The sequence below is a fragment of the Serratia sp. AR11 genome (assembly GCF_056376275.1).
Genome location: NZ_CM150739.1, coordinates 1,489,024 through 1,513,469, shown reverse-complemented (window position 1 = coordinate 1,513,469; position 24,446 = coordinate 1,489,024). Strand labels below are relative to the sequence as shown.

Genomic DNA, 24,446 nt, shown 5'->3' with positions numbered 1-24,446 from the left:
GGTTTCACCATCACCTCTGCTCATCACTTTATATATCAAATAAGAATATCTAATAGAATCTATATTCTTCCTGTCACTATAAACCCCCGGTAGGATTGCCCTGTATTCACCAGCAACAGATATCCCGCCTGCCCTTATTCCAGGAAGCCGAACACTGCCTGGCGTTACGCACCCTGGGCGGAATTCTGTGACGTATTAATAAGGATCAACTTCGCTATGATCGTTCTTTCGAACGTTTGCAAAACTTTTGACAGTGCACAGGGCCGCGTCGTCGCGGTGGATGATGTCAGTCTGGCCGTTGAAGCCGGGCAAATCTACGGCATTATCGGCTACAGCGGAGCGGGTAAAAGCACCCTGATCCGTTTGCTTAACGGGCTGGAGGCACCCACCAGCGGCAACATTCAGGTCGAGGGGTTCAATATCGCCGGAGCCAGGGGCGACCAGTTACGCCAGGCACGCCTGAAAATCAGCATGGTGTTTCAGCATTTCAACCTGCTGTGGTCACGCACCGTCAGCCAGAATATTGCCTTCTCGATGCAAATAGCCGGCGTGCCCAAAGCGCAAATAAACCCACGCGTGGCCGAGCTTATCGCACTGGTTGGCCTGCAGGGGCGTGAGGATGCTTATCCTTCGCAGCTCAGCGGCGGACAGAAACAGCGCGTCGGCATCGCCCGCGCCCTGGCCAATAACCCTGGGGTATTACTGTGTGATGAGGCCACCTCAGCGCTCGATCCCCAGACCACCGACTCGATTTTGGATCTGCTGCTGGATATCAACCGCAAACTGAACCTGACCATCGTGCTGATCACCCATGAGATGCACGTAGTGCGCAAAATTTGCCACCGCGTGGCGGTGATGGAAAACGGCCGCATCGTCGAAGAAGGCCCGGTGATCGATGTTTTCACCCGGCCGCAGCAGCCGATTACCCAGCAGTTCGTTAAACAGGTTTCGCAATATCAGGAAACCGAGGAAAACTTTAATCCTTTACTGGCTCAGCATCTGCCGGGCGCAATTTTCAAGCTGACCTTTGTCGGTGTGCAAACCCATCAGGCGGTGATTTCCGACGTGATCCTGCGCTACAAGGTGAGCATTAACATTCTGCACGGCAAAATCAGCCAGACGCTGAACGGCTCCTTTGGCGAGCTGTATATCCACGTCGAAGGCAACGACCTGCAAATCGACAGCATGCTGAAATTATTGAGAGAACAACAAATCGCCGTTGAGGTGATTAAACATGATTGAGTCATGGTTCCCTCATCTGCGTATTGACCAGTTGCTGAACGCCACCTGGGAAACCCTGTACATGACCGGCATCGCCGGGTTGGCCACGCTGGTGCTTGGCATCGTACTGGGCGTATTGCTGTTCCTGACCTCTCGCGGCCAACTGTTGCAAAACCGCGCCGTCTATTCGCTGATTTCAGTGCTGGTCAACGTATTCCGCTCCATCCCCTTCATCATTCTGATCGTGCTGCTGATCCCGTTCACCAAGACGCTGATCGGCACCATTTTGGGGGCCGATGCCGCGCTGCCGGCGCTGATTGTCGGCGCCGCGCCCTTCTACGCCCGGCTGGTTGAAATTGGCCTGCGCGAGGTGGACAAGGGAGTCATAGAGGCGGCACGTTCCATGGGAGCCAAAACCAGCACCATTATTTTCCGCGTGCTGCTGCCGGAGTCTTCCCCGGCGCTGGTTTCCGGAATTACCGTCACCCTGATAGCACTGGTGAGCTACACCGCCATGGCCGGAGTGATCGGCGCTGGCGGGCTGGGTAATCTGGCCTATCTGGAAGGTTTTCAACGCAATCACGGTGACGTGACGCTGGTGGCGACGCTGACGATCCTGCTGATCGTTTTCGTTATCCAGTTCATCGGCGACACCATTACAACAACGCTCGATAAACGATAAATAACCAGGGAATAATGATGATGAAAAAGCAAATAATGATGCTGGCTTTCGCCTCACTGACCGCGTTGAGCTCCTTTGGCGCCGCCGCGGAAACTAAACTGGTGGTTGGCGCGTCCAACGTGCCGCACGCGGAGATCCTCGAGCAGGCCAAGCCGATTCTGGCGAAGGAAGGCATCGATCTGGTGATCAAACCTTTCCAGGACTACATCCTGCCGAACACCGCGCTGGCCAGTCACGATATTGACGCCAACTATTTCCAGCACGTGCCCTACCTGAATTCGGTGCTGAAGGACCATGCCGGCGATAAGAATTACGACTTTGTCAGCGCCGGGGCCATCCATATCGAGCCGATCGGCATTTACTCCAAGAAATATAAAAGCCTGAAAGATCTGCCGGACAACGGCAAAATCATCATGCGTGATGCAGTGGCGGAAGAAGGACGCATTCTGTCTATCTTTGAAAAGGAAGGCGTAATTAAGCTGAAACCGGGCGTGAGCAAGGTCGATGCTCGCATTTCTGACGTGGTGGATAACCCGAAACACCTGAAGTTCCTGGCGAACGTGGAAGGCGCGCTACTGCCGCAGATGTACAACAACGATGAAGGCGACGCGGTGGTGATTAACGCCAACTACGCCATCGATGCCGGACTGAACCCGACTAAAGATCCGATCGCGGTCGAAAGCGGTGAAAACAACCCGTATGCCAACATTATCACCGTGCATAAGGCCGACGTGAACAAGCCGGAAATCGTAGCGCTGGTAAAAGTGCTGCACTCTAAGGCAATTCAGGACTTCATCCGCCAAAAATACCAGGGCGCGGTGATCCCGGTTAACCAGTAATGCCCACTCAGGCCGCAGCAATGCGGCCTGATTTCCTGCCGAGTGCCCTGCCCTAGACTTTATTGCCCACCTGACTCAGCCGCGGCCAAACCAGCATCAATGCATCGAGCAAGCGATATAAATCCTCGCGGCTGGCTCCTTCACGTGCCTGAACCGACATCCCTTCAATGGTACAGACGATATATTTCGCCAACAGCGCGGTATCGGTTTTCGCCAATAACTCCCCCTGCTGTACCTTGCGGTCAAAACAGGCTCGCAGGCTGGCTTCATTCGAATGATGTTTTTTACGCAGCATCTCGGCCACTTCATCGGAAGACGAAGACAGCGCCGCAGAGGCGCAGACCATAAAGCAGCCGGACGGCGTATCCGGATCGGTAAACACCTCCGCTGAAGAGCGAACGTAGGCCTCAACGATTTCCGCTATCGGCAAATCCCGCTCCAACAATTGATTGGTGCAGGTGGTGTATTTTTGCAGATATCGCTCCACCGCCGCGCGGAACAGCCCTTCCTTGTTACCAAACTCGGCATACAGCGTTGGCGCTTTGGCACCGGTGACTTCTACCAGATCGGCCAGCGACGTAGAGTCATAACCGTGCCGCCAGAACAGATCGAGCGCGCTGTCCAGCGCACGGTCGCGATCAAACTGCTTCGGTCTGCCACGCGTTTTTTTGGCGCAGACTTCTTCATTGATACTCATAGACCCTCTCTTATCCCGCTCCGCAGCAGGGCTTGGCAATTAAATTAACGATCATTATAAAAAAATATTGCGCTGCCGTCGAGAAGCGATTAACATTTAGTTATCGATCGTTAAGTAATTATGACGACAGAGATTAACCAACCCAATTTACGCTTCTGATATAGGAATTAACATCATGAAAAACTTAAAAATTACTCTTGCAGCTATCGCACTGGCCTCTGCTTCTTTCGGTAGCTTCGCCGCTGACCTGGTTCACAACCAACCGGCAGATCAGCAAAAACTCGGCGTGATCACCGTCAGCGGTGCTTCCGATATCAGCTCGCTGGAAGCCGATTTGGCAGCCAAAGCAGATGCAGCCGGTGCAAAATCATTCCGCATCATTGGTGCCGGTGGCAACAATCAACTGCATGGCACTGCTGTAATCTATAAATAACAATAAGTTAATCGTCAATTATCCGGCTGGTAGTGAACGTTACTCCTCCGGTTAACGACTAGAATAAAAAAATTAATTAACGAACACTAAAAAAATAGTTGCAAAGCGCCGAAGTGGCGTCTAACATTAAATTATCGATCGTTAATTAATTTAACGACCCCAATAAAAAACTTTGTACAGAATACCAAGATAGGAAATAAGACTATGAAAAACCTGAAAATCACCATCGCCGCCATCGCACTGGCTTCTGCTTCATTCGGTAGTTTCGCCGCCGATCTGGTTAACGCCCAGCCGGCCAATCTGCAAAAAGTCGGTGTGGTTACCGTTAGCGGGGCTTCCGACCTGACCAGCCTGGAAAATCATCTGGCTGCCAAAGCGGATGCCGCAGGTGCCAAATCATTCCAGATCATCTCAACTACCGGTGACAACAAGCTGCACGGTACTGCGATCATCTACAATTAATTGCTGAATCAGCAATTGTGCAAAGAGGCGGCCCTGGCCGCCTTTTGTTTTATTGCCCCGCCGAAAATCGTTCTGCTCCACAAGTAGTATTCAGTCGTTTTGCAAATCTTTCAGCATATAGATATCGCAGCCGTGGTGGCCGGTATTGCCACGCTTTTCCGTCAGCAAAGTGAAACCCAGCGCATGATATAACCCCAACGCTTCTTTGAGTTGCTCGGTGGTTTCCAGATAGCAGTAACGGAACCCCGCCGCACGTGCTGCTTTCAGCGCCTGCACTACCATATAGCGCGCCATTCCCAACCCCCGTACACAGGGTTTAAAAAACAGTTTTTGCAATTCACAGTATCCGGCATCTCCCCCCTTCAGAGGTGCAATGCCTACGCCCCCCACCACCTCCCCATGTTGTTCCAGTACCCAATACTTACCGCCGTTATCCTGGTAAACACCGGTCAGGCGATCCAGATCGGGATCATGCAGACTGACGCCTTCCATTTTATCCATAGCGTACTCGCGAAATACGCTACAAATAATGCCGGCCATCGCGGCGTCATCACTCTGGGTTATCGGGCGTACCAGCAAAGCGGCATCGCGCTGCTTGCGTGCGCTGCGTAATGCCGCAGTCATCTTTTTCATTGCCGCTGTCGTTGCGGCCAATTCATCGTCGTCCAGCTGCGCCAACGCGTCTTGCATAAAACCGTCGGCGTTGGCTTCAATTGCCGCCAGCGTTTTGCGTCCCAACTTGGTCAGTTGATTCAGGTTATGCCGTTTGTCATGCGGATAATCCACCGCTTCAACCATGCCTGCGGCAACCAGGCTGCGTACCGCCCGACTGGCGCTGGCCTTATCGATGCACAGTCGGGCCGCCAGTTCGGTAATGCCCAGCGGCAATCCATTGACCTCAATCAGAATGTGGATCTGCAACGGCGAAAAACGAGTCCCGTTACTTTGTTTATTCAACATGCCCAGTTCTCTGACCAGGTTGCGCGACAATGCTCTGAAATCTCTGATGTTCACAATCGATGTCCCCGTTGGTACCAGCGCTGAAACACATCACTTAGTTGATAGTGTTACCTAATATTCATTACCATAACGGATTTTTAAGCGGCGTGAAATCTCAACCTGACGAGACACCTGCAGCAATCTGTCGCCTCATGCAGAATTACATTCTTTACTGAATTAAATTTACAAAATAAAAAACCACAAAATATATACTTTATAAATAATAAACCCATCAAAAAACGGATAATTCAGCAAACCAGATAAAATACGAATGATATCCTTACACAATCCATTGTATTTGAATGAGTTATTTAATCCCCAATAGCGCCAATTATGTCGATATTCAGTTGTATTTTGTTACATATCCATGGCAGGATTGCCCCGTTTAAATAGCACCTATTATTTCCCCTGCTGTTTAAATTCCTGGCGCAAAACGGTCTGTCTTGCGCGCTTTTATAATCATGGAGAGATTGTATTCCGATGAAAAAATCACTCGTTGTCTGCTCAGTCGCCCTTTCTGTCAGCATGCTGGCGGGCTGTGCCACCGAATCCTCACGTTCTCTGGAAGTGCCTAAAGTAGCGTCCTACAACACCAATTACCAAGGCCAGCGCAGCCCTATCTCCGTCGGCAAGTTCGATAACCGCTCCAGCTATATGAACGGCATCTTCTCCGATGGCGTCGATCGCCTGGGTAACCAGTCCAAAACCATCCTGATCACCCATCTGCAGCAAACCGGCCGCTTCAACGTGCTGGATCGCGCCAATATGGATGAGTTGAAAACCGAAGCCGGCATTAAAGGCAAAACCCAGTCGCTGAAAGGTGCCAACTATGTGATCACCGGTGATGTTACCGAGTTCGGTCGTAAAGAAGTGGGGGATCACCAGCTGTGGGGCATTCTGGGACGCGGTAAAACGCAGGTGGCCTATGCCAAGGTCAATTTGAATGTGGTCAACGTACAGACCTCAGAAGTGGTTTACTCCACCCAAGGTGCCGGCGAGTACCAACTCTCCAACCGTGAAATCATCGGCTTCGGCGGCACCGCCAGCTACGATTCCACCCTCAACGGCAAAGTGTTGGATCTGGCCGTACGCGAAGCGGTCAATAACCTGGTTGCCGGTATCGAAAGTGGCGCATGGCGCCCTGCTAACTAACGGAATAGAAGCAGCAATATGATAACTAAAAAAATGGGTGGGGCGCTGTTCGCAGCGACCCTGCTGGCCGGCTGCGCCGCGCCAAAAACGATCTACAACTGGGATGGCTACCAAACCTCGATTTACCAATATTACCAACAGGATGGTCAAAGCCCTGAACAACAGATTTTGACGCTAAAAGAAATTGCCGAAAAATCTCGCGCCAAGAATAAAGCCGTGCCACCGGGCCTGCATGCACAACTGGGGTTGCTATACAGCAAAACCGGCAATACCGGCCAGGCAATGACCGAGTTCAATACAGAGAAAACGCTGTTCCCGGAATCAGCGCCGTTTATGAATTTCCTGATGGCCAAGGATAAAGGGAGTTTTAAATGAAGCGTGCATTAGCTTTCTTCAGTATTGCTGTCACCCTGCTGCTGAGCGGTTGCGCCAAACAAACTGCTTACGATTATGCGGCGTTCCACGAGAGCAAACCGAAATCAATCCTGGTGCTGCCACCGGTCAATCAATCGCCGGATGTCAAAGCCAGCCACAGCGTCCTTGCCAGCACCACGCTACCGCTGGCTGAAGCTGGCTACTATGTGCTGCCGGTCGCCGTGGTTGAGGAAACATTCCAGCAAAACGGTTTGACCAATGCCAATGATATCCGCGCCGTCAGCATCCAAAAGTTGCATAAGATCTTCGGCGCTGACGCAGTACTGTATCTGGACGTCACGCAATATGGCACCAGCTATATAGTGATTAACAGCGAAACACGCGTCACCGTAAAAGCCAGGTTGGTCGATCTGCGCAACGGCAAGCAGCTTTGGGCCGGTAGCGCCACGGCATCCAGCAACGAAAATAACAACAACTCCGGCGGCGGTCTGCTGAGTATGGTGATCAGCGCCGCTATCGCGCAAATCGCCGATACCATCAGCGACAAGGGCTTCGATGTCGGCGCTATCGCCAATACCCGCCTGTTATCGGCAAACGGTCAGAACGGCGCCATTTTGTATGGCCCGCGCTCGCCGCATTACGCCAGTCAGCGTTAATCCTCCAGGGCGGCACATGCGCCGCCCAAACCGAGTTTCCCTTTTGTCAAAACTAGCCCATGCTGTAACAGGATGGATGAGCCACGGCTCATTTCGCACCTCTTTCTGGCAAATAGGGCGGCTTGCTCATGACGAAAAAAACTACCTTGCTGCAGTTTTTCCATTGGTATTACCCGGATGGCGGTCAGTTATGGCCAGAGGCAGCCGAACGCGCCGCGCAAATTGCGCAGTTGGGCATCACCGATGTGTGGCTGCCCCCCGCCTATAAGGGCGCTTCCGGCGGCTATTCGGTGGGTTACGACAGTTATGATCTGTTCGATCTGGGCGAGTTTGATCAAAAAGGCAGCCGTGCCACCAAATACGGTGACAAAGAAGCTTTGGCAAACGCCGTGACTACGCTACGCGACAACGGCGTGCGGGTGATTTATGACGTGGTTTTCAACCATAAGCTAGGTGCCGACGAAAAAGAGCAGGTGCATGTCTACAAGGCGGACGCTAACAACCGCAACGATATTAATGACCAGGGCTTCGACGCCCTGGCCTACACCCGCTTCACTTTCCCCGGCAGACAAGGCACCTATTCCAAATTCATTTGGGATTACAAATGCTTTGGCGGGGTTGATTACGTTGAGCAGCCCGATGAAAAAGGCGTGTTCAAAATCGCCAATGACTACGGTGACGACGGCTGGAACGATCAGGTCGGTGATGAGAAAGGCAACTACGATTATCTGATGGGGGCCGACGTCGAATTCCGCAACCCGGCGGTGGTGGAAGAGCTGAAATACTGGGCGCGCTGGCTGCTGGAAACCCTGCCCTGCGATGGCTTCCGGTTGGATGCCGCCAAACACATTCCGGCCTGGTTCTTTAAAGAGTGGGCTGACCACGTGCGTGACAGTGCGCAGCGCGATCTGTTTATTGTCGCCGAATACTGGTCGCACGATTTGGCCGCGTTACAACAGTATATTGACCTGGTCGAGGGCAAGGTGATGCTGTTCGACGTAGCCTTGCACCTGAAGTTTCATCAGGCATCGAAACAGGGAGACGGGTTCGACATGGCGCAGATTTTCACCGATACCCTGACCGCGGCCGATCCGGCCCATTCGGTCACGCTGGTCGCCAACCACGACACGCAGCCGTTACAATCGCTGGAAGCACCGGTCGAACCCTGGTTCAAGCCGCTGGCCTACGCCCTGATCCTGTTGCGCGAACAAGGCGTGCCCTGCGTGTTCTATCCTGACCTGTACGGTGCCAGCTATAAAGATAAAGGCAGCGACGGCCAGGAATACCAGATTGATATGCCGGTCATCCCTGAGCTGGAAAAGTTGATTCAGGCGCGACAACGCTTTGCCAACGGCGTGCAAACCGATTATTTTGATGATAAAAACTGCGTGGCCTTCAGCCGCAGCGGTACCGCCGACGCCCCTGGTTGCGTAGTGGTGCTCACCAACGGGGCTGAAAGTGGCAAAGCGGTTTCGCTGGGCACTGAACTGGCACATAAAAACTGGCGCGACCTGCTCGGTAACCGTCAGGATGAGGTCACCACCGACGAACAGGGGAATGCCACTTTCCCGGTTAACGGCGGCAGCGTCAGCGTTTGGGTACTGGCAGAAACCCTGTAGCGGGTGCGCCGTTGCGATCATGGATCGCAGCGGCGGCAAACTAAATTTTGCCTTTCGGGTCTAAATTGAGGTAACACCTTAGCAAACCATTCACACCGGAGCCTAAATAGGGTACAAGGCTGCATGAAAATTCCAAAACGACTCCAGCCATTGGTAGATGATGGTTTAATCGACGACGTCATTCGCCGTTTGAAAAGTGGCAAAGAAGCCGACGTCTTTATCGTGCGCTGCGGCGAAGAGATCCGCTGCGCCAAAGTTTACAAAGAAGCAGACAAGCGTAACTTCAAGCAGGCAGTGAACTATCAGGAAGGCCGCAAGGTGCGTAACAGCCGCGATGCGCGTGCCATGAGCAAAGGGTCGAAATTCGGTCGCCAGCAGCAGGAAGAAGCCTGGCAGAACACCGAGGTCGACGCGTTGTACCTGCTCGCCAAAGCGGGCGTGCGCGTGCCGCAACCGGATATCTGTCTCGATGGCGTGCTGCTGATGGAACTGATCACCGACGAAGAAGGCCTGGTAGCTCCACGTCTGAGCGATGTTACCCTGACGCCGGAACAGGCACGGGCCGATCACGCACTGATGATGAATTACGCAGTGCGCATGCTGTGTGCCGGTCTGGTACATGGTGACTTGTCGGAGTTCAACGTGTTGATGGACAAAGATGGGCCGGTGATTATCGATCTGCCACAGGTGGTGGATGCCGCAGCCAACAACCACGCCAAAAGCATGTTCGAACGTGATATCAACAACATGTCGCATTTTTACGGCCAGTACGCGCCGGAACTGCTGGGCAGCAAATACGCCAAAGAGATTTGGGCGCTGTATCAGGAAGGTAACCTGACGCCGGCTAGCGTGTTGACCGGCAAGTTTGTCGAAAGCAACAAACACGCCGATGTCGGTTCAGTGCTGGAGGAAATCCAGGCGGCCAGCGAAGAGCACCAACGCCAGTTGATGGCCCGCAACGAAGAAGATTAAAAGCCCCCCGGTCATCTCTACGTGGCCGGGGCTTATTCAATCCTGAAGACAGCCAAACACATTAAAAATCATCATCCGCATTCCCTCCCACGCTCATTTTACGCTATAACAAGCTAGCCCTGTCGTCTTTGAAAGGAAAGTTCATGACCGCTACCGCGCCGCAATTCTGGCGTGATCCGCAGCTCCCTTTTGTGGAAGCTCGCGCCATTGAAGATGGCCGCAAAGTTTGTTACGCCCTGCATAGCCATGAAATTTTCTCCATCGGTGCTATCACCGGCGGTACCAGCATTTATATTAACGGCCACCAACAGCGGCAGGTCAGTACCGGCGACGTGGTGATCATTAACCCGCAGCAGGCCCACGCCTGCAACCCCATCGGCGACCAGCGCTGGTCATATATCATGTTTTATATTGATGCCACCTGGCTGGGTAAACTGCAGCAGGAGATCGCCGGTGGCGACGGTGGTTTTATCCCATTTGATCAGGTCATCAGCCGTGACCCTGCCCTGTTCAATGGCCTGAACCGGCTTTATTCCCTTTTGATCGACCCGCAGCACTGCCAGTTGGAAAAACAAATCGCCCTGGTGGAATACTTTACCGAGCTACAAATCTGTCAGGACGATGTTCGCCTGCCTGCCGCCGAAGCCGAGCATCCGAGACTCAAGGCGGCGGCGACCTTTATCAGCCAACATTGCACTCAACCACTGACGCTGGAAGCCATCTGCCAGGCGGCAGCGCTCTCACCCTCCTACTTGATTCGCGCCTTTAAGCGACGTTACGGCATGACGCCGCACGCCTACCTGGTCAATCAGCGCATTCAGTTCGGCCATCGTCTGCTGAAACGGGGCTATCCGATCGCCGCGGTTGCCAGCGAAAGCGGCTTTGCCGATCAGGCGCACTTTCAACGCACCTTCAAACTGCTACTGGCTGCCACCCCTGGCCAGTACCAAAACCCGCGCTAAACGCCGTCGGCCAGCAGATAGCAGGCACTGGCCGCCAACAGCAACGCCATCAAACGATTAAAACGCTGCACATTGCGAGCCTGTTGCAATACCCCGCTCAGCATCGCACCGGTGTAGGCCCAGCAGGCCACCGAGGCATAGCAGGCCACCGAGGCATAGCAGATGACAAAATAAATCACCGCGAACTGCCATAACAGCAAGCGGTCACCGTCGGCGACAAACGCCCCCAGACTGGCCACCGATGCCAACCAGGCTTTAGGGTTCAGCCACTGCAACAAGGCGCCATACCAGAACGAAGGCGCTTGCGACGGGCTGCCATTGCCCAGCCGTCCGTCGTCAAAGGCCAGTTGATAAGCCAAAAACAGTAAAAACGCGATACCTGCCCACTGGATCACCTGAGTCAGCACCGGCCACAGCGTCAGTAACTGGTGCAGCCCCAGCCCAATCAGAATCAATAGCAGGGTAAAACCCAGCGTGGCACCAAAAACATGCCGCAGGGTAGCGTTAAAACCGAATTGCGCCCCGGCGCTCAGCGCCACGATATTGACCGGGCCGGGGGTGATGGAGGAGGCCAGCGCAAAAGCGGCCATCGAAAGATAAATATTCATTACGGGCACCTGAGAAAGAGTTCACAGATGCCAGACTGACGGCCAGAGTAAGCAATGTATTGAATAAAATTACCCTGGCGTACTGGCCTAACCCGGCATCAGGCCGATAAAGCTGGTTTTCTTGCGCGGCCCGGTCATCAACGCCTCCAGTTTTTCCACGCATTGCAGATAGTGCGGCGTCTTTTTGTGGGCGGCGACGGCCTGCTCGTCCCGGTAGGCTTCATAGATATAAAAACGCGTCGGGATGGTTTCATCCTGCAACACGTCAAAACGCAGATTGCCCGGCTCTTCGATCGCCCCCAGATGATTGGCGCGGAAGACCTCAATAAACTCGTCGATTTTGTCCTGTTTAACGTTAATTTCTACCAGAGTGACGTGCATGGTGGCTCCTTGTTTCACCTTGAAGGTCTATACCCTATAGCTTTCCAACCATAGGTTTATTCCCGCTGATTTACCCCCCGCAACGGCAATTTTGCAGCACAGTTCACAAATCCTGCCGGCCTCGCCGTTTCCCCCATCAGTACAAAGTACAGGCCATCTATAGTTAAGATCCCAACCCCAGAGAGTGTGAGCTATGGATAACTATTTGATGGCGCTGGACGCAGGCACCGGTAGCATTCGCGCGGTCATCTTCGATCTAGCAGGCAATCAGATCGCTCAGGGCCAGGCGGAATGGCGGCATCTGGCGGTGCCGGGGGTGCCCGGCTCGATGGAGTTTGACCTGGCCCATAACTGGCAACTGACCTGCCAGTGCATTCGCCAGGCGCTGCAAAACGCCGGTATTTCCGGTCAGGCGATCCGCTCCATCGCCTGTTGCTCAATGCGCGAGGGCATAGTGCTTTACGATCGCGACGGCACGCCGATCTGGGCCTGCGCCAACGTTGACGCGCGCGCCAGCGAGGAGGTCAGCGAGCTGAAAGAGCTGCATAACCATAATTTCGAACGTGAGGTTTACCAATATTCAGGCCAAACGTTGGCGTTAAGCGCCATGCCGCGCCTGTTGTGGCTGGCGCATCACCGGCCGGATATTTACCGTCAGGCCGCGACGCTGACCATGATCAGTGACTGGCTGGCGAACATGCTGAGTGGTGAACTGGCGGTCGATCCTTCCAACGCCGGGACTACCGGCATGCTGGATTTGGTCAGCCGTGACTGGCGACCGGCGTTGCTCGACATGGCCGGGCTACGCGCCGATATGCTGTCACCGGTGAAAGAAACCGGCACTGTACTGGGGCACGTCACCGAACAGGCGGCCCAACAAAGTGGCCTGCTGCACGGTACGCCGGTAGTGATGGGCGGCGGCGATGTGCAACTGGGTAGCCTTGGGTTGGGGGTAGTGCATGCCGGGCAAACTGCGGTATTGGGGGGTACCTTCTGGCAACAAATCGTCAATCTGCCAGAACCGGCCACCGATCCGGAGATGAACATCCGTATCAATCCGCATGTGATCCCGGGTATGGCGCAAGCAGAGTCGATCAGCTTCTTCACCGGATTGACCATGCGTTGGTTCCGCGATGCCTTCTGCGCCGAAGAAAAACTGATGGCAGAACGGCTGGGCGTGGATGCCTACAGCCTGATGGAAGAGATGGCTGCACGTGTCCCCCCGGGGGCCTACGGAGTGATGCCAATCTTCTCCGATGCCATGCACTTCAAGACCTGGTACCACGCCGCGCCTTCGTTTATCAATCTGTCGCTCGACCCGGAACGCTGCAACAAACAAACGCTGTTTCGTGCCCTGGAAGAGAACGCCGCGATTGTTTCGGCTTGCAATCTGGAGCAGATCGCCCGTTTTTCCGGCGTACAGGCACGTTCACTGGTGTTCGCCGGCGGTGGGTCGAAGGGCAAGCTGTGGAGCCAAATTCTCAGCGACGTGACTGGCCTGACGGTGCGCGTGCCGGTGGTGAAAGAAGCCACTGCGCTGGGCTGTGCGATTGCTGCCGGCGTGGGAGCCGGGCTGTATGAGTCGCTGGCACAAACCGGCGAGCAATTGGTGCGCTGGGAGCGTGAGTATCAGCCGGATATGGCCAATCATCAGCTGTACCAACAACAAAAAGAAACCTGGCAGCAGGTCTATGCCGACCAGCTAACCCTGGTAGACCATGGCCTGACCACTTCGATGTGGAAGGCGCCGGGATTGTGAATCTGGTTTGGGCACAGCCTGCTGCGCCCATCACATAAGCTTATGCCAATTAAGCATTTTACCGGCCGATTGGCTGCCAACCGCCGCTATGCTTGCCTCGCGTGATTATTCCCCCACAGAAACAGTGTAACTACCGTAAACGGATTTATCCGCCGCCAATGCCTGCGTAAATTGTGATCTCTGTCACTCCGCGCCCTGAGCGCGGTTTACACCTTGAACTGGGACGAGCGGTATTATGCTGAATAATAATGATAAACCTGCACCATCAGCCTGGCTGGCGATTTTCTCACTGACGGTCGCCTGCTTTGTGATGGTCACCACCGAGTTTCTGCCGATCGGCCTGCTAACCAACATCGCGCCGTCGCTGGATGTCAGCACCGGCAGAGCCGGCCTGATGGTGACCGTGCCCGGCATTATCGCGGCGATCGCCGCACCGGCACTGAGCCTGGCAGCCGGTCGGCTCGATCGTCGCCTGCTGATGCTGGCGCTGAGCGTACTGCTGGCCATCTCCAATCTGGTTTCCGCCCTGGCGGTTAACTTCCCCATGATGCTGCTGGGCCGCGTGTTACTGGGTATCTGCGTCGGCGGCTTTTGGGCTTTCGCCGCCAACTATGGCCGCCATCTGGTGCCGGAAGCCAGCCAGGGACGCGCCACCGCGCTGATCCTCAGCGGTATTTCGGTGGGTGCCGTATGCGGCGTCCCCGCCGGGGCCTTGATTGGTGACCTGTTCGGCTGGCGTGCCGCCTTCTTTGGCAGCGCGGTGCTGGCAGTCGGGGTATTGCTGGCGCAACTGCGCCTTTTGACCTCGGTCCCCCCTACTCGCCCGGTCACCGCACGCGATCTGCTGTTACCGCTGCGCCTGCCGATGGCACGTACCGGGCTGATTGCCATCGTGCTGTTGTTTATCGGCCATTTTGCCGCCTATACCTACCTGAAACCGCTGCTGCAACAGGTGTTTGTCCTCAGCCCGTCGGCGATATCACTGCAACTGCTGGCCTACGGTGCCATTGGCCTGCTGGGCACCTTCCTGGGTGAACGACTGGCTGAACGCAGCCTGCGTGCCACCTTTATCCTGATCACCGCCATGTTGGCGGCTATCCTGATTGTCTCGCCGTTCCTTAGCGGTATCGCCGGTGCCACGCTGATGGTGATGGTGTGGGGGTTGGCGTTTGGCGCCGTGCCGGTCTGCGCCACCAACTGGATGTTCGCCGCCGTGCCACAGGCACCGGAAGCCGGTCAGGCACTGCTGGTCTGCGTGATCCAGATTGCGCTGGCCTCCGGTGCGCTACTGGGGGGTGAAGTGGTCGACTGGCAGGGCGTCAGCAGCGCCATGCTGTTTGGCGGCGCACTCACGCTGTCCGCCGCGCTGGTTTTCGGCCTGACCTTGCGTTCCGGCATGATTGGCGCTAAACAGTCATAACCATTATTTATCTACAGAAACACACCCCGGCCTCTGCCGGGGTTTTGCACTGAGAGCGCTATGGATCATCATTTACTCGCTATCCGGGTGTTTAACCGCGTGGTGGAAACCGGCGGTTTCACCCGCGCCGCAGACTCGTTGCGGATGCCCAAGGCCACCGTCACCAAGCTTATCCAGAGTTTGGAAGATCATCTGCAAACCAAGCTGTTCCAGCGCACCACCCGCAGCGTGTCGGTCACTGCCGAGGGCGAATGCTATTACCAGCGGACGGTAAAGTGGTTGGCGGAGCTGGAGCAGATGGAAGGCAGCATGACCGAGTCGCAGAGTGCGCCGCAGGGCGTGCTGCGTATTGATGTCGGCGGATCCACCGCACGCCAACTGCTGCTGCCGGCGCTGCCGGACTTTATTGCGCGCTACCCGCAAATCCAAATTGATCTGGGCGTAGGCGACCGACTCATCGACCTGATTAACGACAGCGCCGACTGCGTGATCCGCAGCGGCCCGCTGGCCGATTCCAGCCTGATTGCCCGCCGGCTGTTCGAACTTGAATGGGTCACCTGCGCCACCCCAGCCTATCTGGCGCGCCACGGCACGCCGCAACACCCGTGCGATCTGGAACAGGGTTATCCGTTGGCGCACTACCGCCATGCGCTGAACGATCGCATCCAGCCGCTGCACTTTGTCGATCGGGGCAAAGAGATTGATATCCAGCACCGCTACCACGTCAGCGTCAACGAGAGCAATGCGCTGCTGGCGGCGGCATTGGCCGGGCTGGGCATGATCCAGACCTTCCGCTTTATGGCGCAGCCGCATCTGGACAACGGCGAACTGGTCAGCCTGCTGCACGACTGGCAACCACCCTCGGAACAGATGTACGTGGTCTATCCCTCCAACCGCCATCTTAGTGCCAAGATGCGCGTGTTTATCGATTGGGCGATCGAGACCTTCAAATAAGCGAAAACTGCCGCTATAGTTGGCTGTCATTGGGCAAAAAACGAACCGAATCATGCATATTGAACAACTTTCTGCGTATCGCCAGCGCATTGATGAACTGGCTGCATTACTGCATCAGGAGTGGCAGGATTTTCCCCCGTGGAGCTGCCGCGAAAAAATCAGCCGGCGTCTTGAACAGCGTTGCGAACCGCAGCACCCTGGCATGGCGCTGTTGGCTCTGTCGCCGCAACAAGAGATCCTCGGCACTGCCAGCCTGATCGTTTACGAATTGGCGGATAAACCGGAGCGAAAGTTCTGGCTGGGTGAAGTCTTTACTTCCCCCCAGCACCGCGGTCAGGGGGTGGCTCGCCGCCTGATCGATCACTGCGTCGCCCACTGCCGCCAGCAACAAATCGCCGAATTGTATCTCTACACTCCCGATCAACAGTTGCTGTATCAAAAACTGGGCTGGCAACCGGTTGAGTTGCGGGAGGTTTGTGGCGAAGACGTGACGGTGATGTGCCGCACGCTGTAACCCGGCACGTTGTGGTATTATTTAGCGTATTATTGTTATCACCCGACGGGCAAACACCATGGCATATATCCCCAAAAACTACGCGAGGCTGGAGACCGGCTACCGCGAAAAAGCATTGAAAATCTTCCCCTGGGTCTGCGGGCGTTGCTCGCGTGAGTTTGTTTACTCCAACCTGCGCGAACTGACGGTCCACCATATCGATCACGACCACAGCAACAACCCGGAAGACGGCAGTAACTGGGAAATGCTATGCCTGTATTGCCACGACCATGAGCACTCCAAATACACCGAAGCCGATCAGTATGGCTCCACGGTGATTGCCGGTGAAGACGCGCAAAAAGACGTCGGGGTAGCCACCCATAACCCGTTCGCCAATCTGAAGTCGATGTTGAAAAAGTAACCTTTTCCGCTCAATCATCATTAGCAGTTTAATAACTTATTAAGCTGCTAAATTAAAAAAACTCTCTCCGCGCAGCCACTTCCCAGAGCATTCCTACTTACCCAGCTACTAAGTTAGCAGCAAAATAAGCTGTAAAGTTAACCGCATACTGGCTTGGCAAGCCGCCGTCGTTGGTGCATATTGTTCAAGCGTTGTTATTGTTAACCTGTTTAATTACCAACCCAATAAGTTGTTAACTTAATAAGCTATCAACTTAATAACTTGAGAGATGGCAGCATGATTGTTTTGATTGGCTCGCAAAAAGGTGGCGTAGGGAAATCGACCAAGGCGGTCAATATCGCCGGATATCTGATCCTCAAACAGGGCAAAACTGCCATCATCGTTGATGCTGACGATCAGAAATCAATCATGACCTGGTACAACGACCGTCAGAATGTCGAAGGCCTGCCGCATATCCCGGTGGTGGCTGCCTCGGGCAAAATCAAAGAGACGCTGTTGGAACTGGATCGCCATTACGATTACGTGATTGTCGATACCGCCGGCCGCGACAGCGCCGAGCTGCGTTCCGGTCTGCTGGCCGCCGATCTGTTCCTCTCCCCCCTGCGCCCATCACAGATGGATCTGGACACCGTCGGCTATCTGTCGGAAATGTTTGCCACCGCGCAGGAATATAACGAGAAGGTGAAAGGCTACATTGTGCTGAACATGTGCCCGACCAATATCTTTATTAATGAAGCTAACGAAGCGGCGCAGGTGCTCGGCGAATATCCGGAGTTGCAGCTGGTCAGCAACCGTCTGTGCGACCGCAAGATTTACCGCGATGCCTGGGGTGAAGCCATCACCGTGCATGAGGCGAATAACCTAAAAGCGCAGGCGGAAATCGAAAGCCTGGTGAAGGAGGTGATCCTGTGAAAAAACGCACCCCAAGCCAGCGTATGTCGGAAGACGAGTTCATCAACAGCGCCACTTCCCACACCTTGCTGGCCCCCGCGCCGGAAGCCAAGCCGCAGGGCCGCAAACGTACTTATAAAGCTATTTCGGTCAGCCTGACCGATAACCACGTTGACGCCATTGATGAAATCATTGTGCAGGCAGCACGAAACGGCGTGGTGCGCATTACCCGCTCCGACATTATCAAGCTGGCGATCGACGGCCTGGCCGAGAAGAGCGAAGACCACCTGCTGCAACTGCTGAAAAAACTGTAATAGCCTCACAACCTGCCAACTTGATAAGCTACTAACCTATTCTGTTGGCAGGTAAAAAGCCCTGTTCCCTCAGTATCTCCTGCCCCTGCTCCGCCAGAATAAATTCGGCCAAGGGCTGCGCTCGCGCATCCAGCAGGCACAGGCCATAGTCCGCTTCTATCGCCAGTGGCGTGGGTAACTGGCGCACCAACAATTCGGGATAGCACGCCAACGCTGCACCATAGCTGGCATAGCCGAGGAAAATATCTGCCTGTCCGCTATTGAGCAGGTACTCTGCCGCCAGTCGATGCGGCGGCAGCGGCGCGGAGTCGGGCCCGCCTACCAACGCCAAAGCCCGCTGCTGCAAAGCGACGCCCAGCCCCGGTGCCAACAGCTCAATACGCTCGAACAGTTGCTGCGCATAGTCGCCGGAAGGGTCAGCGCCCGGCGTTGACGTCGCCACCCGCCACCGCGAGTCCCGCAACACTTCCAACAGTGGCGGTTCAGTTAACCCGGCAATATTGCGCACCGTGGCACACAGCCGATTACGGGCAAAAAGTTGCACCTGTGACGATAAGCGCAAATCCACCAATCGCTGCGGATGCGCTAGATTGGCCGAGGCGAAAATATGCGGTCGCTCCCCGGTTTCGATTCGCTGGCGCAACAGGCCCGCCGGGCCAAATACCGTCTCCACCGCTGCACCGGTTTGCACCTGAAACGCGGCCAGCAACGGACCCAATGCCCCGCGCAGGCTGCCTGCGGCGAACAATAAAATATTACTCACATCCACGCTCCCGTTGGCTGCGATACACCGGCACCAACGTTTCGAACTGCCGACCGTCAATTTGCAATGCCACTCGCTTAATCGCCAAATCAAACAGCGGTGACAGGCTTTCGGCCGTCAGCATCCTGGCGCAAGGCCCAATCTGATGCTGTCCTGCGGCCCCTAACAACAGGGCGCGATCGGCCACTGCGTGAGCGTGGTTGGGCTGATGGGTAGAGAACATCACCGCCATCTGCCGCTCCCGCGCCAGCTGCGAAATCAGGCTCAACACCCGGTCCTGATGATGTAAATCCAATGCCGAGGTCGGCTCGTCCAGCATCAACACTTCGCAACTCATCGCCAGTGCGCGAGCTATTAATACCAATTGCCGCTGCCCGCCGGACAGGCTGCCAAATTCGCGATCGGCAAAGCCCAGCATATCCAGCGAATGCAGCGCCTCTTTCGCCAGTCGGTGATCCTCCGCCGACGGGGTACGGAACAGACCCACGTAACGTGCCCGCCCCATCAGCACAATATCCAGCACCCGATAAGCAAAGGGAGCGCTGAAATGCTGTGGCACAAAGCCGATGCCGCTACCACGCTCAACCGCCCCCTGCTGTAGGGGTAAGGTGCCGAGCAGCAACTGCATCAAAGTGCTCTTGCCACGCCCGTTGGGGCCAAGCACCGCCAGCACCTCACCACGCTGTAACTGCAGATCCAACCGGTTAAACAACGGGGCCTGACCGGGCCAGCCAAAGCTCAAATCCCTGACCGTCAATAGCGTCTCAGCCATGCCAACCTCTCAGTTGCGCCCGGCGCAACAGCAACGCAAACAACGGCGCACCAATCAGCGCAGTCAGGATCCCCAATGGGATTTCGCTGCTGCTCAAGGTACGCGCCAAATCGTCTATCAACACCATATACAGCGCCCCCAGGCACATAGAGGCAGGCAGCAGGCGACGATGATCCGGGCCGACCAACAACCGGGCAACATGCGGTATCACCAACCCGACCCAGCCTATGCTGCCACTGACCGCCACCTGTGCCGCGACAATGGCGGCACACAGCGTCAAAATCAGCCAGCGGGTTCGTTCGACATTGATGCCCAATCCTGCGGCGTCCTCATCTCCCAGCGACAACAAATTAATACGCCAGCGCAACGCCATCAGTAACCCACCGGCCAGCAGCAACGGCAGGAACAGCATCAACAGTTTGTTATCGTCGGCGGTCGCGAAGCTGCCCAGCAACCAGAACACGATGCTCGGCAGTTTCTCTTCGGTATCGGCCAGATATTGCAGCAGGCTGACGCAGGCGGAGAAAAAGCCACTGAGGATCACGCCGGCCAGCACCAGCGACAGAATATTGCGCCGGGCAATGGCGCTGGTAATGGCAAAAATCAGCAGCAGGGCCGCCATGCCGAACACGAAAGCAGACAGCAACAGCGCCACCATCGGCAGGCTGAGTAATATCGCCAGCGTGCCGCCAAATGCCGCACCGGAGGAGACGCCGATAATATGCGGATCCACCAATGGGTTGCGAAACACGCCCTGCAGCGCCGCGCCGCACAGGGCCAATGCCGCCCCGGCACCCATCGCCAACAGCACCCTGGGCACGCGCACCCCGAGGATCACCTGACGTTGTACCTCATCAATGCCACCGTGCGGACCGGTCAGCGGCTCCAGCAGGATCATCACGCTGTGAGTCGCCGATACCGGGTAGCGACCAATGCCCAATGACAGCAATGCGCAGAGCAACGTCAGCAGGATAAGCCAGCCCAGCCTCATGGCTCACTCTGGCAGCAGCTACTGCGGTAATACTGCCGGTAGTAGGCATCCACTCGCTGTTGCAAATTAACGTCGCTGAACCGCTGCGGATAAAGCTTTTTAGCCATCCACAATTCGCCCAGCGCCAGCGCTTCCGGCATCGGGTAACCCCAGGCCTTGGCGTATTCCGGCATCAGATAGACGCGCTTATTTTTCACCGCATCAATCCCCTGCCACTGCGGCGAATTGAGGATTTGCTCCACCACCTCGGGGTAGCGTTCCTGTACGAAAATCACCGCCGGGTTCCACTTCAGCACGTCCTCAATCGACACCTGCTTAAAACCTTTAATCTCCTTCGCCGCCACGTTGAGCGCCCCGGCATGCTGCATCATCAGCCCGGTGTATTTACCCGACCCGTAGGTGGTTAAGTCAGGGTTAGCCATATAGACCCGCACCCGCTGATCCTCCGGCAGGTCGCGCAGCCGGTCCGTCACCAGCGCCCGCTGCTGGAACACGTCCTGGATCAGCGCCTCGGCCTGCGGCTGGTGGCCCATTACGCTGGCGATCAGGCGAATGCCATCCTGCAAGCCCAGGTTATAAGCCTGATCTTCATCTTTCAGCACCGGGTTCATTTTCCCCGCCTGATCCGCCGCTTCGCGGCGCAGTGAAATAGCCACCACCGGGATACCGGCCCTTTCAATCTGGGCAATCATTTCCGGCGGCGCATAGTTGGCGACAAACACCACCTGTGGATGCAGGCTAAGCAAACTTTCGATATTTACCGAGGTAAGATCGCCCGGCATCGGCATGTTCGCCAACCCAGGTGCCAGGCGCAGATAATTCGGGCCCAGTTGCTTCTTCCAACTGCTGAGCACGCCAACCACCTGCGGCAGAGCGTCGAGCTGCACCAGCAGGTTCAGCGTCTGGTGTTGCAACACCACCGCGCGGGTGATGGTATCGGGCAGCGTGACCTGTCGGTTGAGTTGGTCGGTCACCTGACGATCCGCCTGCGCGGCACAAGAGAAAAGGACAAAAAGCAGCAACAGCCGTGGGAAGCGTCTGAACATAGGGAGGTTTCCGGTGGGTTATCGTTATATACAAAATAATATAGCGATAGCCATGGCGAAACAATCAGCGGGATCAACGATTGAGGAAATGAGGGGAGATAAACAAGAAGTGTTGGCCTTGCGCGCCAACAAAGCCCTCCCCCGCGGTAGCGAGAGAGGGTCATCAGATATTACTTCAGCGTAAAGCTCTGCGCCTGTACGTCGTCGGAATCCAGGCCGACAAACACATTAAACTTGCCCGGTTCCGCGCCCCATTTCAGGCTGGCGTTATAGAACTTGAGATCCTCTTCGGTAATAGGCAACTCCACCTTCTGCGCCTGCCCCGCTTTCAACATCACCTTTTTAAAGTTACGCAGCTCTTTCACCGGGCGGCTGACCGAAGCGGTCACGTCCTGCAGATACAGCTGCACCACGGTGGCGCCATCATATTTACCGGTGTTCTTGAGCGTGACGCTGGCGGTGATCTTGCCGTTGCGCGCCATCGTCGGGCTGGAGAGTTTCAGATCCGACAGGCTAAAGCTGGTGTAGCTCAGGCCATAACCAAACGGATACAGCGGGCCGTTCGGTGAGTCGAAGTAGCGGGAGGTATATTTACCCGGGTTTTCCTTGCCGAACGGACGGCCGGTATTCAGGTGGTTGTAGTACATCGGGATCTGCCCGACCGAACGCGGGAAGGTCATCGGCAGCTTGCCCGACGGGTTGTAGTCGCCAAACAGTACGTCGGCCACCGCATTGCCGCCCTCGGTGCCGCTGTACCAGGTTTCCAGCATCGCATCCGCCTGCTGACTTTCCCAGCTCAGCGCCAGCGGTCGGCCATTCATCAGCACCAGCACCAGCGGTTTGCCGGTTGCTTTCAGCGCGGCGATTAGGTCACGTTGGCTTTGTGGAATGGTAATGTCGGCGCGGCTGGAAGCCTCGTGAGCCATGCCCTGCGATTCCCCCACCACCGCCACCACTACGTCGGCTTTCTTCGCCGCCTGCACCGCTTCGTCAATCATCTGCTGCGGTGGACGAGTATCAAACGCCACCGCCGGCTCATATTCATTCAGATAGTTGATAATGCTCTTGTCCTGAGTGACGTTGGCGCCCTTGGCGTAGAGGATTTTAGCCTTGTCGCCCACCGCACGTTCCAGACCCTCGCGCAGGGTGACCGACTGTTTAATCACCCCGGCCGCCGACCAACTGCCCATCACATCACGCTGGCTGTCGGCCATCGGCCCGACCAGCGCAATGGTCGCCTGCTTGCTGAGCGGCAGCGTCTGCTTGTCATTCTTCAACAGCACCATGGTTTTACGCGCAACTACGCGCGCTTCGGCACGATGCAAACGGCTTTCGGCGTTAGTGTCCTGCGGATCGGAACCGACCGGGCCAAGATGGGTGTAAGGGTCTTTAAACAGGCCCATATCATATTTGGTATTCAGCACGTCGCGACAGGCACGGTCGATGTCACTTTCCGATACCAGCCCGTCCTTCACCAGCCCCGGTAGGTATTGGTCGTAATATTCGTCGCTCATGCTCATATCGACGCCGGAGGTAATCGCCAGGCGCACCGCATCGCGCGCATCTGCGGCCACGCCGTGTTTGATCAACTCTTTAATCGCACCGTGGTCACTGATGGTGATGCCCTTGAAGCCCCACTGGTCGCGCAGCAAATCTTTCAGCAACCAGGGGTTAGCGGTAGCCGGAATGCCGTTTATCGAGTTGAGCGAGACCATCACCCCACCGCTGCCGGCGTCAACTGCGGCCTTATAAGGCGGCAGGTAGTCCTGGTACATTCTCAGTGGACTCATATCGACGGTATTGTAATCGCGGCCGCCCTCGGTGGCACCGTACAGCGCGAAGTGCTTCACGCTGGTCATGATTGAACCGGGCTTGGACGGGTCGCCGTTTTGATAGGCATCCACCATCACTTTGGCGATTTTGGACACCAGCCAGGTATCTTCGCCGAAGCCTTCCGAAACCCGGCCCCAGCGTGGGTCGCGGGTGATGTCGACCATCGGCGAGAAGGTCATGTTCAGGCCGTCGTCGCTGGCCTCCTGCGCAGAAACCCGGCCACTGAGAGCGATGGCTTCGAGATCAAAACTGGCCGCCAGCCCAAGGCTGATCGGGAACACGGTGCGTTGGCCGTGCACCACGTCGTAGGCAAAGAACAACGGAATTTTCAGGCGGCTGAGCTGCATCGCCTGATCCTGCATGGCGCGAATATCCGGCCGGGTGACGGTATTGAAGATGGCGCCAATCTGCCCCTTGCTGATGCCGTCGCGGATCGCCTCTTTCGGGTTATCCGGCCCGACGCTGATTAAACGCAACTGGCCGATTTTTTCGGCCAGCGTCATCTGTTTCATCAGGTTGCTGACAAAGGCGTCGCGCTGCTGGGCATTAACGCCCTGGATCACGGCGCTTTCCTGCGCAAAAACCGGGCTGATGGCCAGACCGGACAACATACTCACCACACAAAGCCATTTCATATTTTTTAATCTCAGGCATGTTCCCGCCGCAGGCGGCGACGGAGATGATTTATCAATGTGAAAAGGCAGTGTGCCATACTCCTTTTCGGCGCAGAA

The 24,446-nt window shown here is 55.8% G+C and carries 27 protein-coding genes; 18 read left to right on the top strand and 9 right to left on the bottom strand.

Annotated features, from left to right (window positions below; genetic code table 11):
- Positions 1–216 precede the first annotated feature (216 nt).
- From ACSOSI_RS07265 to ACSOSI_RS07255, 3 genes are read left to right on the top strand one after another with little or no spacing between them, the layout of a single operon-like run.
- Complete coding sequence (locus ACSOSI_RS07265; protein WP_476706779.1) at positions 217–1,242, top strand: methionine ABC transporter ATP-binding protein; 1,026 nt, start codon at positions 217–219, stop codon at positions 1,240–1,242.
- Complete coding sequence (locus ACSOSI_RS07260) at positions 1,235–1,903, top strand: methionine ABC transporter permease (RefSeq protein WP_012005829.1); 669 nt, start codon at positions 1,235–1,237, stop codon at positions 1,901–1,903. Before ACSOSI_RS07265 ends, ACSOSI_RS07260 begins: the two co-directional genes overlap by 8 nt.
- Positions 1,904–1,920: 17 nt before the next feature.
- Entirely contained in the window at positions 1,921–2,742 is an 822-nt protein-coding gene (locus ACSOSI_RS07255; protein ID WP_476707253.1) for a MetQ/NlpA family ABC transporter substrate-binding protein, read from the top strand.
- A 52-nt stretch (positions 2,743–2,794) separates the two neighbouring features.
- On the opposite strand, the gene ACSOSI_RS07250 is transcribed toward ACSOSI_RS07255, so the two are convergent.
- Positions 2,795–3,439 (bottom strand): TetR/AcrR family transcriptional regulator, encoded by a 645-nt coding sequence (locus ACSOSI_RS07250; protein ID WP_115182989.1) that lies wholly within the window; start codon positions 3,437–3,439, stop codon positions 2,795–2,797.
- Between the two features lie 175 nt (positions 3,440–3,614).
- Here ACSOSI_RS07250 and bhsA (ACSOSI_RS07245) point away from each other — a divergent pair, with 175 nt between their 5' ends.
- Positions 3,615–3,872 carry a multiple stress resistance protein BhsA gene (bhsA, locus tag ACSOSI_RS07245; RefSeq protein WP_476706778.1) on the top strand — a complete coding sequence of 86 codons (258 nt, stop codon included), beginning with the start codon at positions 3,615–3,617 and terminating at the stop codon, positions 3,870–3,872.
- Between the two features lie 204 nt (positions 3,873–4,076).
- Complete coding sequence (gene bhsA / locus ACSOSI_RS07240) at positions 4,077–4,334, top strand: multiple stress resistance protein BhsA (protein WP_012005825.1); 258 nt, start codon at positions 4,077–4,079, stop codon at positions 4,332–4,334.
- A 90-nt stretch (positions 4,335–4,424) separates the two neighbouring features.
- On the opposite strand, the gene ACSOSI_RS07235 is transcribed toward bhsA (ACSOSI_RS07240), so the two are convergent.
- The gene (locus ACSOSI_RS07235) at positions 4,425–5,348 is read right to left on the bottom strand and encodes a bifunctional helix-turn-helix transcriptional regulator/GNAT family N-acetyltransferase (RefSeq protein WP_012005824.1); all 924 of its coding nucleotides are present in this window, start codon (positions 5,346–5,348) and stop codon (positions 4,425–4,427) included.
- 465 nt (positions 5,349–5,813) lie between these two features.
- Here ACSOSI_RS07235 and ACSOSI_RS07230 point away from each other — a divergent pair, with 465 nt between their 5' ends.
- The 6 genes from ACSOSI_RS07230 (at position 5,814) to ACSOSI_RS07205 (ending at position 11,069) form a co-directional block, all read left to right on the top strand.
- Positions 5,814–6,485 carry a CsgG/HfaB family protein gene (locus tag ACSOSI_RS07230; RefSeq protein WP_476706777.1) on the top strand — a complete coding sequence of 224 codons (672 nt, stop codon included), beginning with the start codon at positions 5,814–5,816 and terminating at the stop codon, positions 6,483–6,485.
- Positions 6,486–6,503: 18 nt separating this feature from the next.
- A complete protein-coding gene (locus ACSOSI_RS07225; protein WP_012005822.1) occupies positions 6,504–6,860 on the top strand; it encodes a DUF4810 domain-containing protein in 357 nt (118 codons plus the stop codon).
- The gene (locus ACSOSI_RS07220; RefSeq protein ID WP_012005821.1) at positions 6,857–7,516 is read left to right on the top strand and encodes a DUF799 domain-containing protein; all 660 of its coding nucleotides are present in this window, start codon (positions 6,857–6,859) and stop codon (positions 7,514–7,516) included. Before ACSOSI_RS07225 ends, ACSOSI_RS07220 begins: the two co-directional genes overlap by 4 nt.
- 128 nt (positions 7,517–7,644) lie before the next feature.
- Positions 7,645–9,135, top strand: a complete 1,491-nt coding sequence (gene amyA, locus ACSOSI_RS07215) for an alpha-amylase (RefSeq protein WP_476706776.1) — start codon at positions 7,645–7,647, stop codon at positions 9,133–9,135.
- A 123-nt stretch (positions 9,136–9,258) separates the two neighbouring features.
- On the top strand, positions 9,259–10,107 hold the full coding sequence (locus ACSOSI_RS07210) for a PA4780 family RIO1-like protein kinase (protein WP_012005819.1): 849 nt from the start codon (positions 9,259–9,261) through the stop codon (positions 10,105–10,107).
- 143 nt (positions 10,108–10,250) lie between these two features.
- The gene (locus ACSOSI_RS07205; protein WP_017892038.1) at positions 10,251–11,069 is read left to right on the top strand and encodes an AraC family transcriptional regulator; all 819 of its coding nucleotides are present in this window, start codon (positions 10,251–10,253) and stop codon (positions 11,067–11,069) included.
- Here the strand turns inward: ACSOSI_RS07205 and ACSOSI_RS07200 are convergent.
- A complete protein-coding gene (locus tag ACSOSI_RS07200; RefSeq protein WP_476706775.1) occupies positions 11,066–11,677 on the bottom strand; it encodes a LysE family translocator in 612 nt (203 codons plus the stop codon). The two genes, ACSOSI_RS07205 and ACSOSI_RS07200, sit on opposite strands and share 4 nt — an antisense overlap.
- A gap of 87 nt (positions 11,678–11,764) precedes the next feature.
- The gene (lsrG, locus tag ACSOSI_RS07195) at positions 11,765–12,058 is read right to left on the bottom strand and encodes a (4S)-4-hydroxy-5-phosphonooxypentane-2,3-dione isomerase (RefSeq protein WP_012005816.1); all 294 of its coding nucleotides are present in this window, start codon (positions 12,056–12,058) and stop codon (positions 11,765–11,767) included.
- A gap of 193 nt (positions 12,059–12,251) precedes the next feature.
- On the opposite strand from lsrG, the gene lsrK reads away from it, so the two are divergent.
- From lsrK to ACSOSI_RS07160, 7 genes are all read left to right on the top strand, one after another.
- Complete coding sequence (lsrK, locus tag ACSOSI_RS07190; protein ID WP_476706774.1) at positions 12,252–13,817, top strand: autoinducer-2 kinase; 1,566 nt, start codon at positions 12,252–12,254, stop codon at positions 13,815–13,817.
- A gap of 235 nt (positions 13,818–14,052) precedes the next feature.
- Complete coding sequence (locus tag ACSOSI_RS07185; protein WP_112364516.1) at positions 14,053–15,237, top strand: MFS transporter; 1,185 nt, start codon at positions 14,053–14,055, stop codon at positions 15,235–15,237.
- A 60-nt stretch (positions 15,238–15,297) separates the two neighbouring features.
- Positions 15,298–16,191, top strand: a complete 894-nt coding sequence (locus ACSOSI_RS07180; protein ID WP_012005813.1) for a LysR family transcriptional regulator — start codon at positions 15,298–15,300, stop codon at positions 16,189–16,191.
- Positions 16,192–16,243: 52 nt separating this feature from the next.
- Positions 16,244–16,705 carry a GNAT family N-acetyltransferase gene (locus tag ACSOSI_RS07175; protein ID WP_012005812.1) on the top strand — a complete coding sequence of 154 codons (462 nt, stop codon included), beginning with the start codon at positions 16,244–16,246 and terminating at the stop codon, positions 16,703–16,705.
- Between the two features lie 58 nt (positions 16,706–16,763).
- Positions 16,764–17,105 carry an HNH nuclease YajD gene (gene yajD / locus ACSOSI_RS07170; protein WP_004942039.1) on the top strand — a complete coding sequence of 114 codons (342 nt, stop codon included), beginning with the start codon at positions 16,764–16,766 and terminating at the stop codon, positions 17,103–17,105.
- 276 nt (positions 17,106–17,381) lie between these two features.
- Positions 17,382–18,017 carry a division plane positioning ATPase MipZ gene (locus tag ACSOSI_RS07165; protein ID WP_112364519.1) on the top strand — a complete coding sequence of 212 codons (636 nt, stop codon included), beginning with the start codon at positions 17,382–17,384 and terminating at the stop codon, positions 18,015–18,017.
- Positions 18,014–18,310 (top strand): hypothetical protein, encoded by a 297-nt coding sequence (locus ACSOSI_RS07160; protein WP_012005810.1) that lies wholly within the window; start codon positions 18,014–18,016, stop codon positions 18,308–18,310. The genes ACSOSI_RS07165 and ACSOSI_RS07160 overlap by 4 nt, the downstream gene beginning before the upstream one ends.
- A gap of 31 nt (positions 18,311–18,341) precedes the next feature.
- Here ACSOSI_RS07160 and ACSOSI_RS07155 read toward each other — a convergent pair whose 3' ends face one another.
- The 5 genes from ACSOSI_RS07155 to bglX form a co-directional block, all read right to left on the bottom strand.
- Complete coding sequence (locus tag ACSOSI_RS07155) at positions 18,342–19,073, bottom strand: substrate-binding domain-containing protein (protein ID WP_476706773.1); 732 nt, start codon at positions 19,071–19,073, stop codon at positions 18,342–18,344.
- Positions 19,066–19,845: an ABC transporter ATP-binding protein gene (locus ACSOSI_RS07150; protein WP_476706772.1), complete on the bottom strand. Its 780-nt coding sequence runs from the start codon at positions 19,843–19,845 to the stop codon at positions 19,066–19,068. The genes ACSOSI_RS07155 and ACSOSI_RS07150 overlap by 8 nt, the downstream gene beginning before the upstream one ends.
- On the bottom strand, positions 19,838–20,836 hold the full coding sequence (locus ACSOSI_RS07145) for a FecCD family ABC transporter permease (RefSeq protein ID WP_017892032.1): 999 nt from the start codon (positions 20,834–20,836) through the stop codon (positions 19,838–19,840). Before ACSOSI_RS07145 ends, ACSOSI_RS07150 begins: the two co-directional genes overlap by 8 nt.
- Positions 20,833–21,882, bottom strand: a complete 1,050-nt coding sequence (locus tag ACSOSI_RS07140; protein WP_476706771.1) for an ABC transporter substrate-binding protein — start codon at positions 21,880–21,882, stop codon at positions 20,833–20,835. Before ACSOSI_RS07140 ends, ACSOSI_RS07145 begins: the two co-directional genes overlap by 4 nt.
- A gap of 170 nt (positions 21,883–22,052) precedes the next feature.
- Positions 22,053–24,350, bottom strand: coding sequence for a beta-glucosidase BglX (gene bglX / locus ACSOSI_RS07135; RefSeq protein ID WP_476706770.1), 2,298 nt, complete (start codon positions 24,348–24,350; stop codon positions 22,053–22,055).
- Positions 24,351–24,446 lie beyond the last annotated feature (96 nt).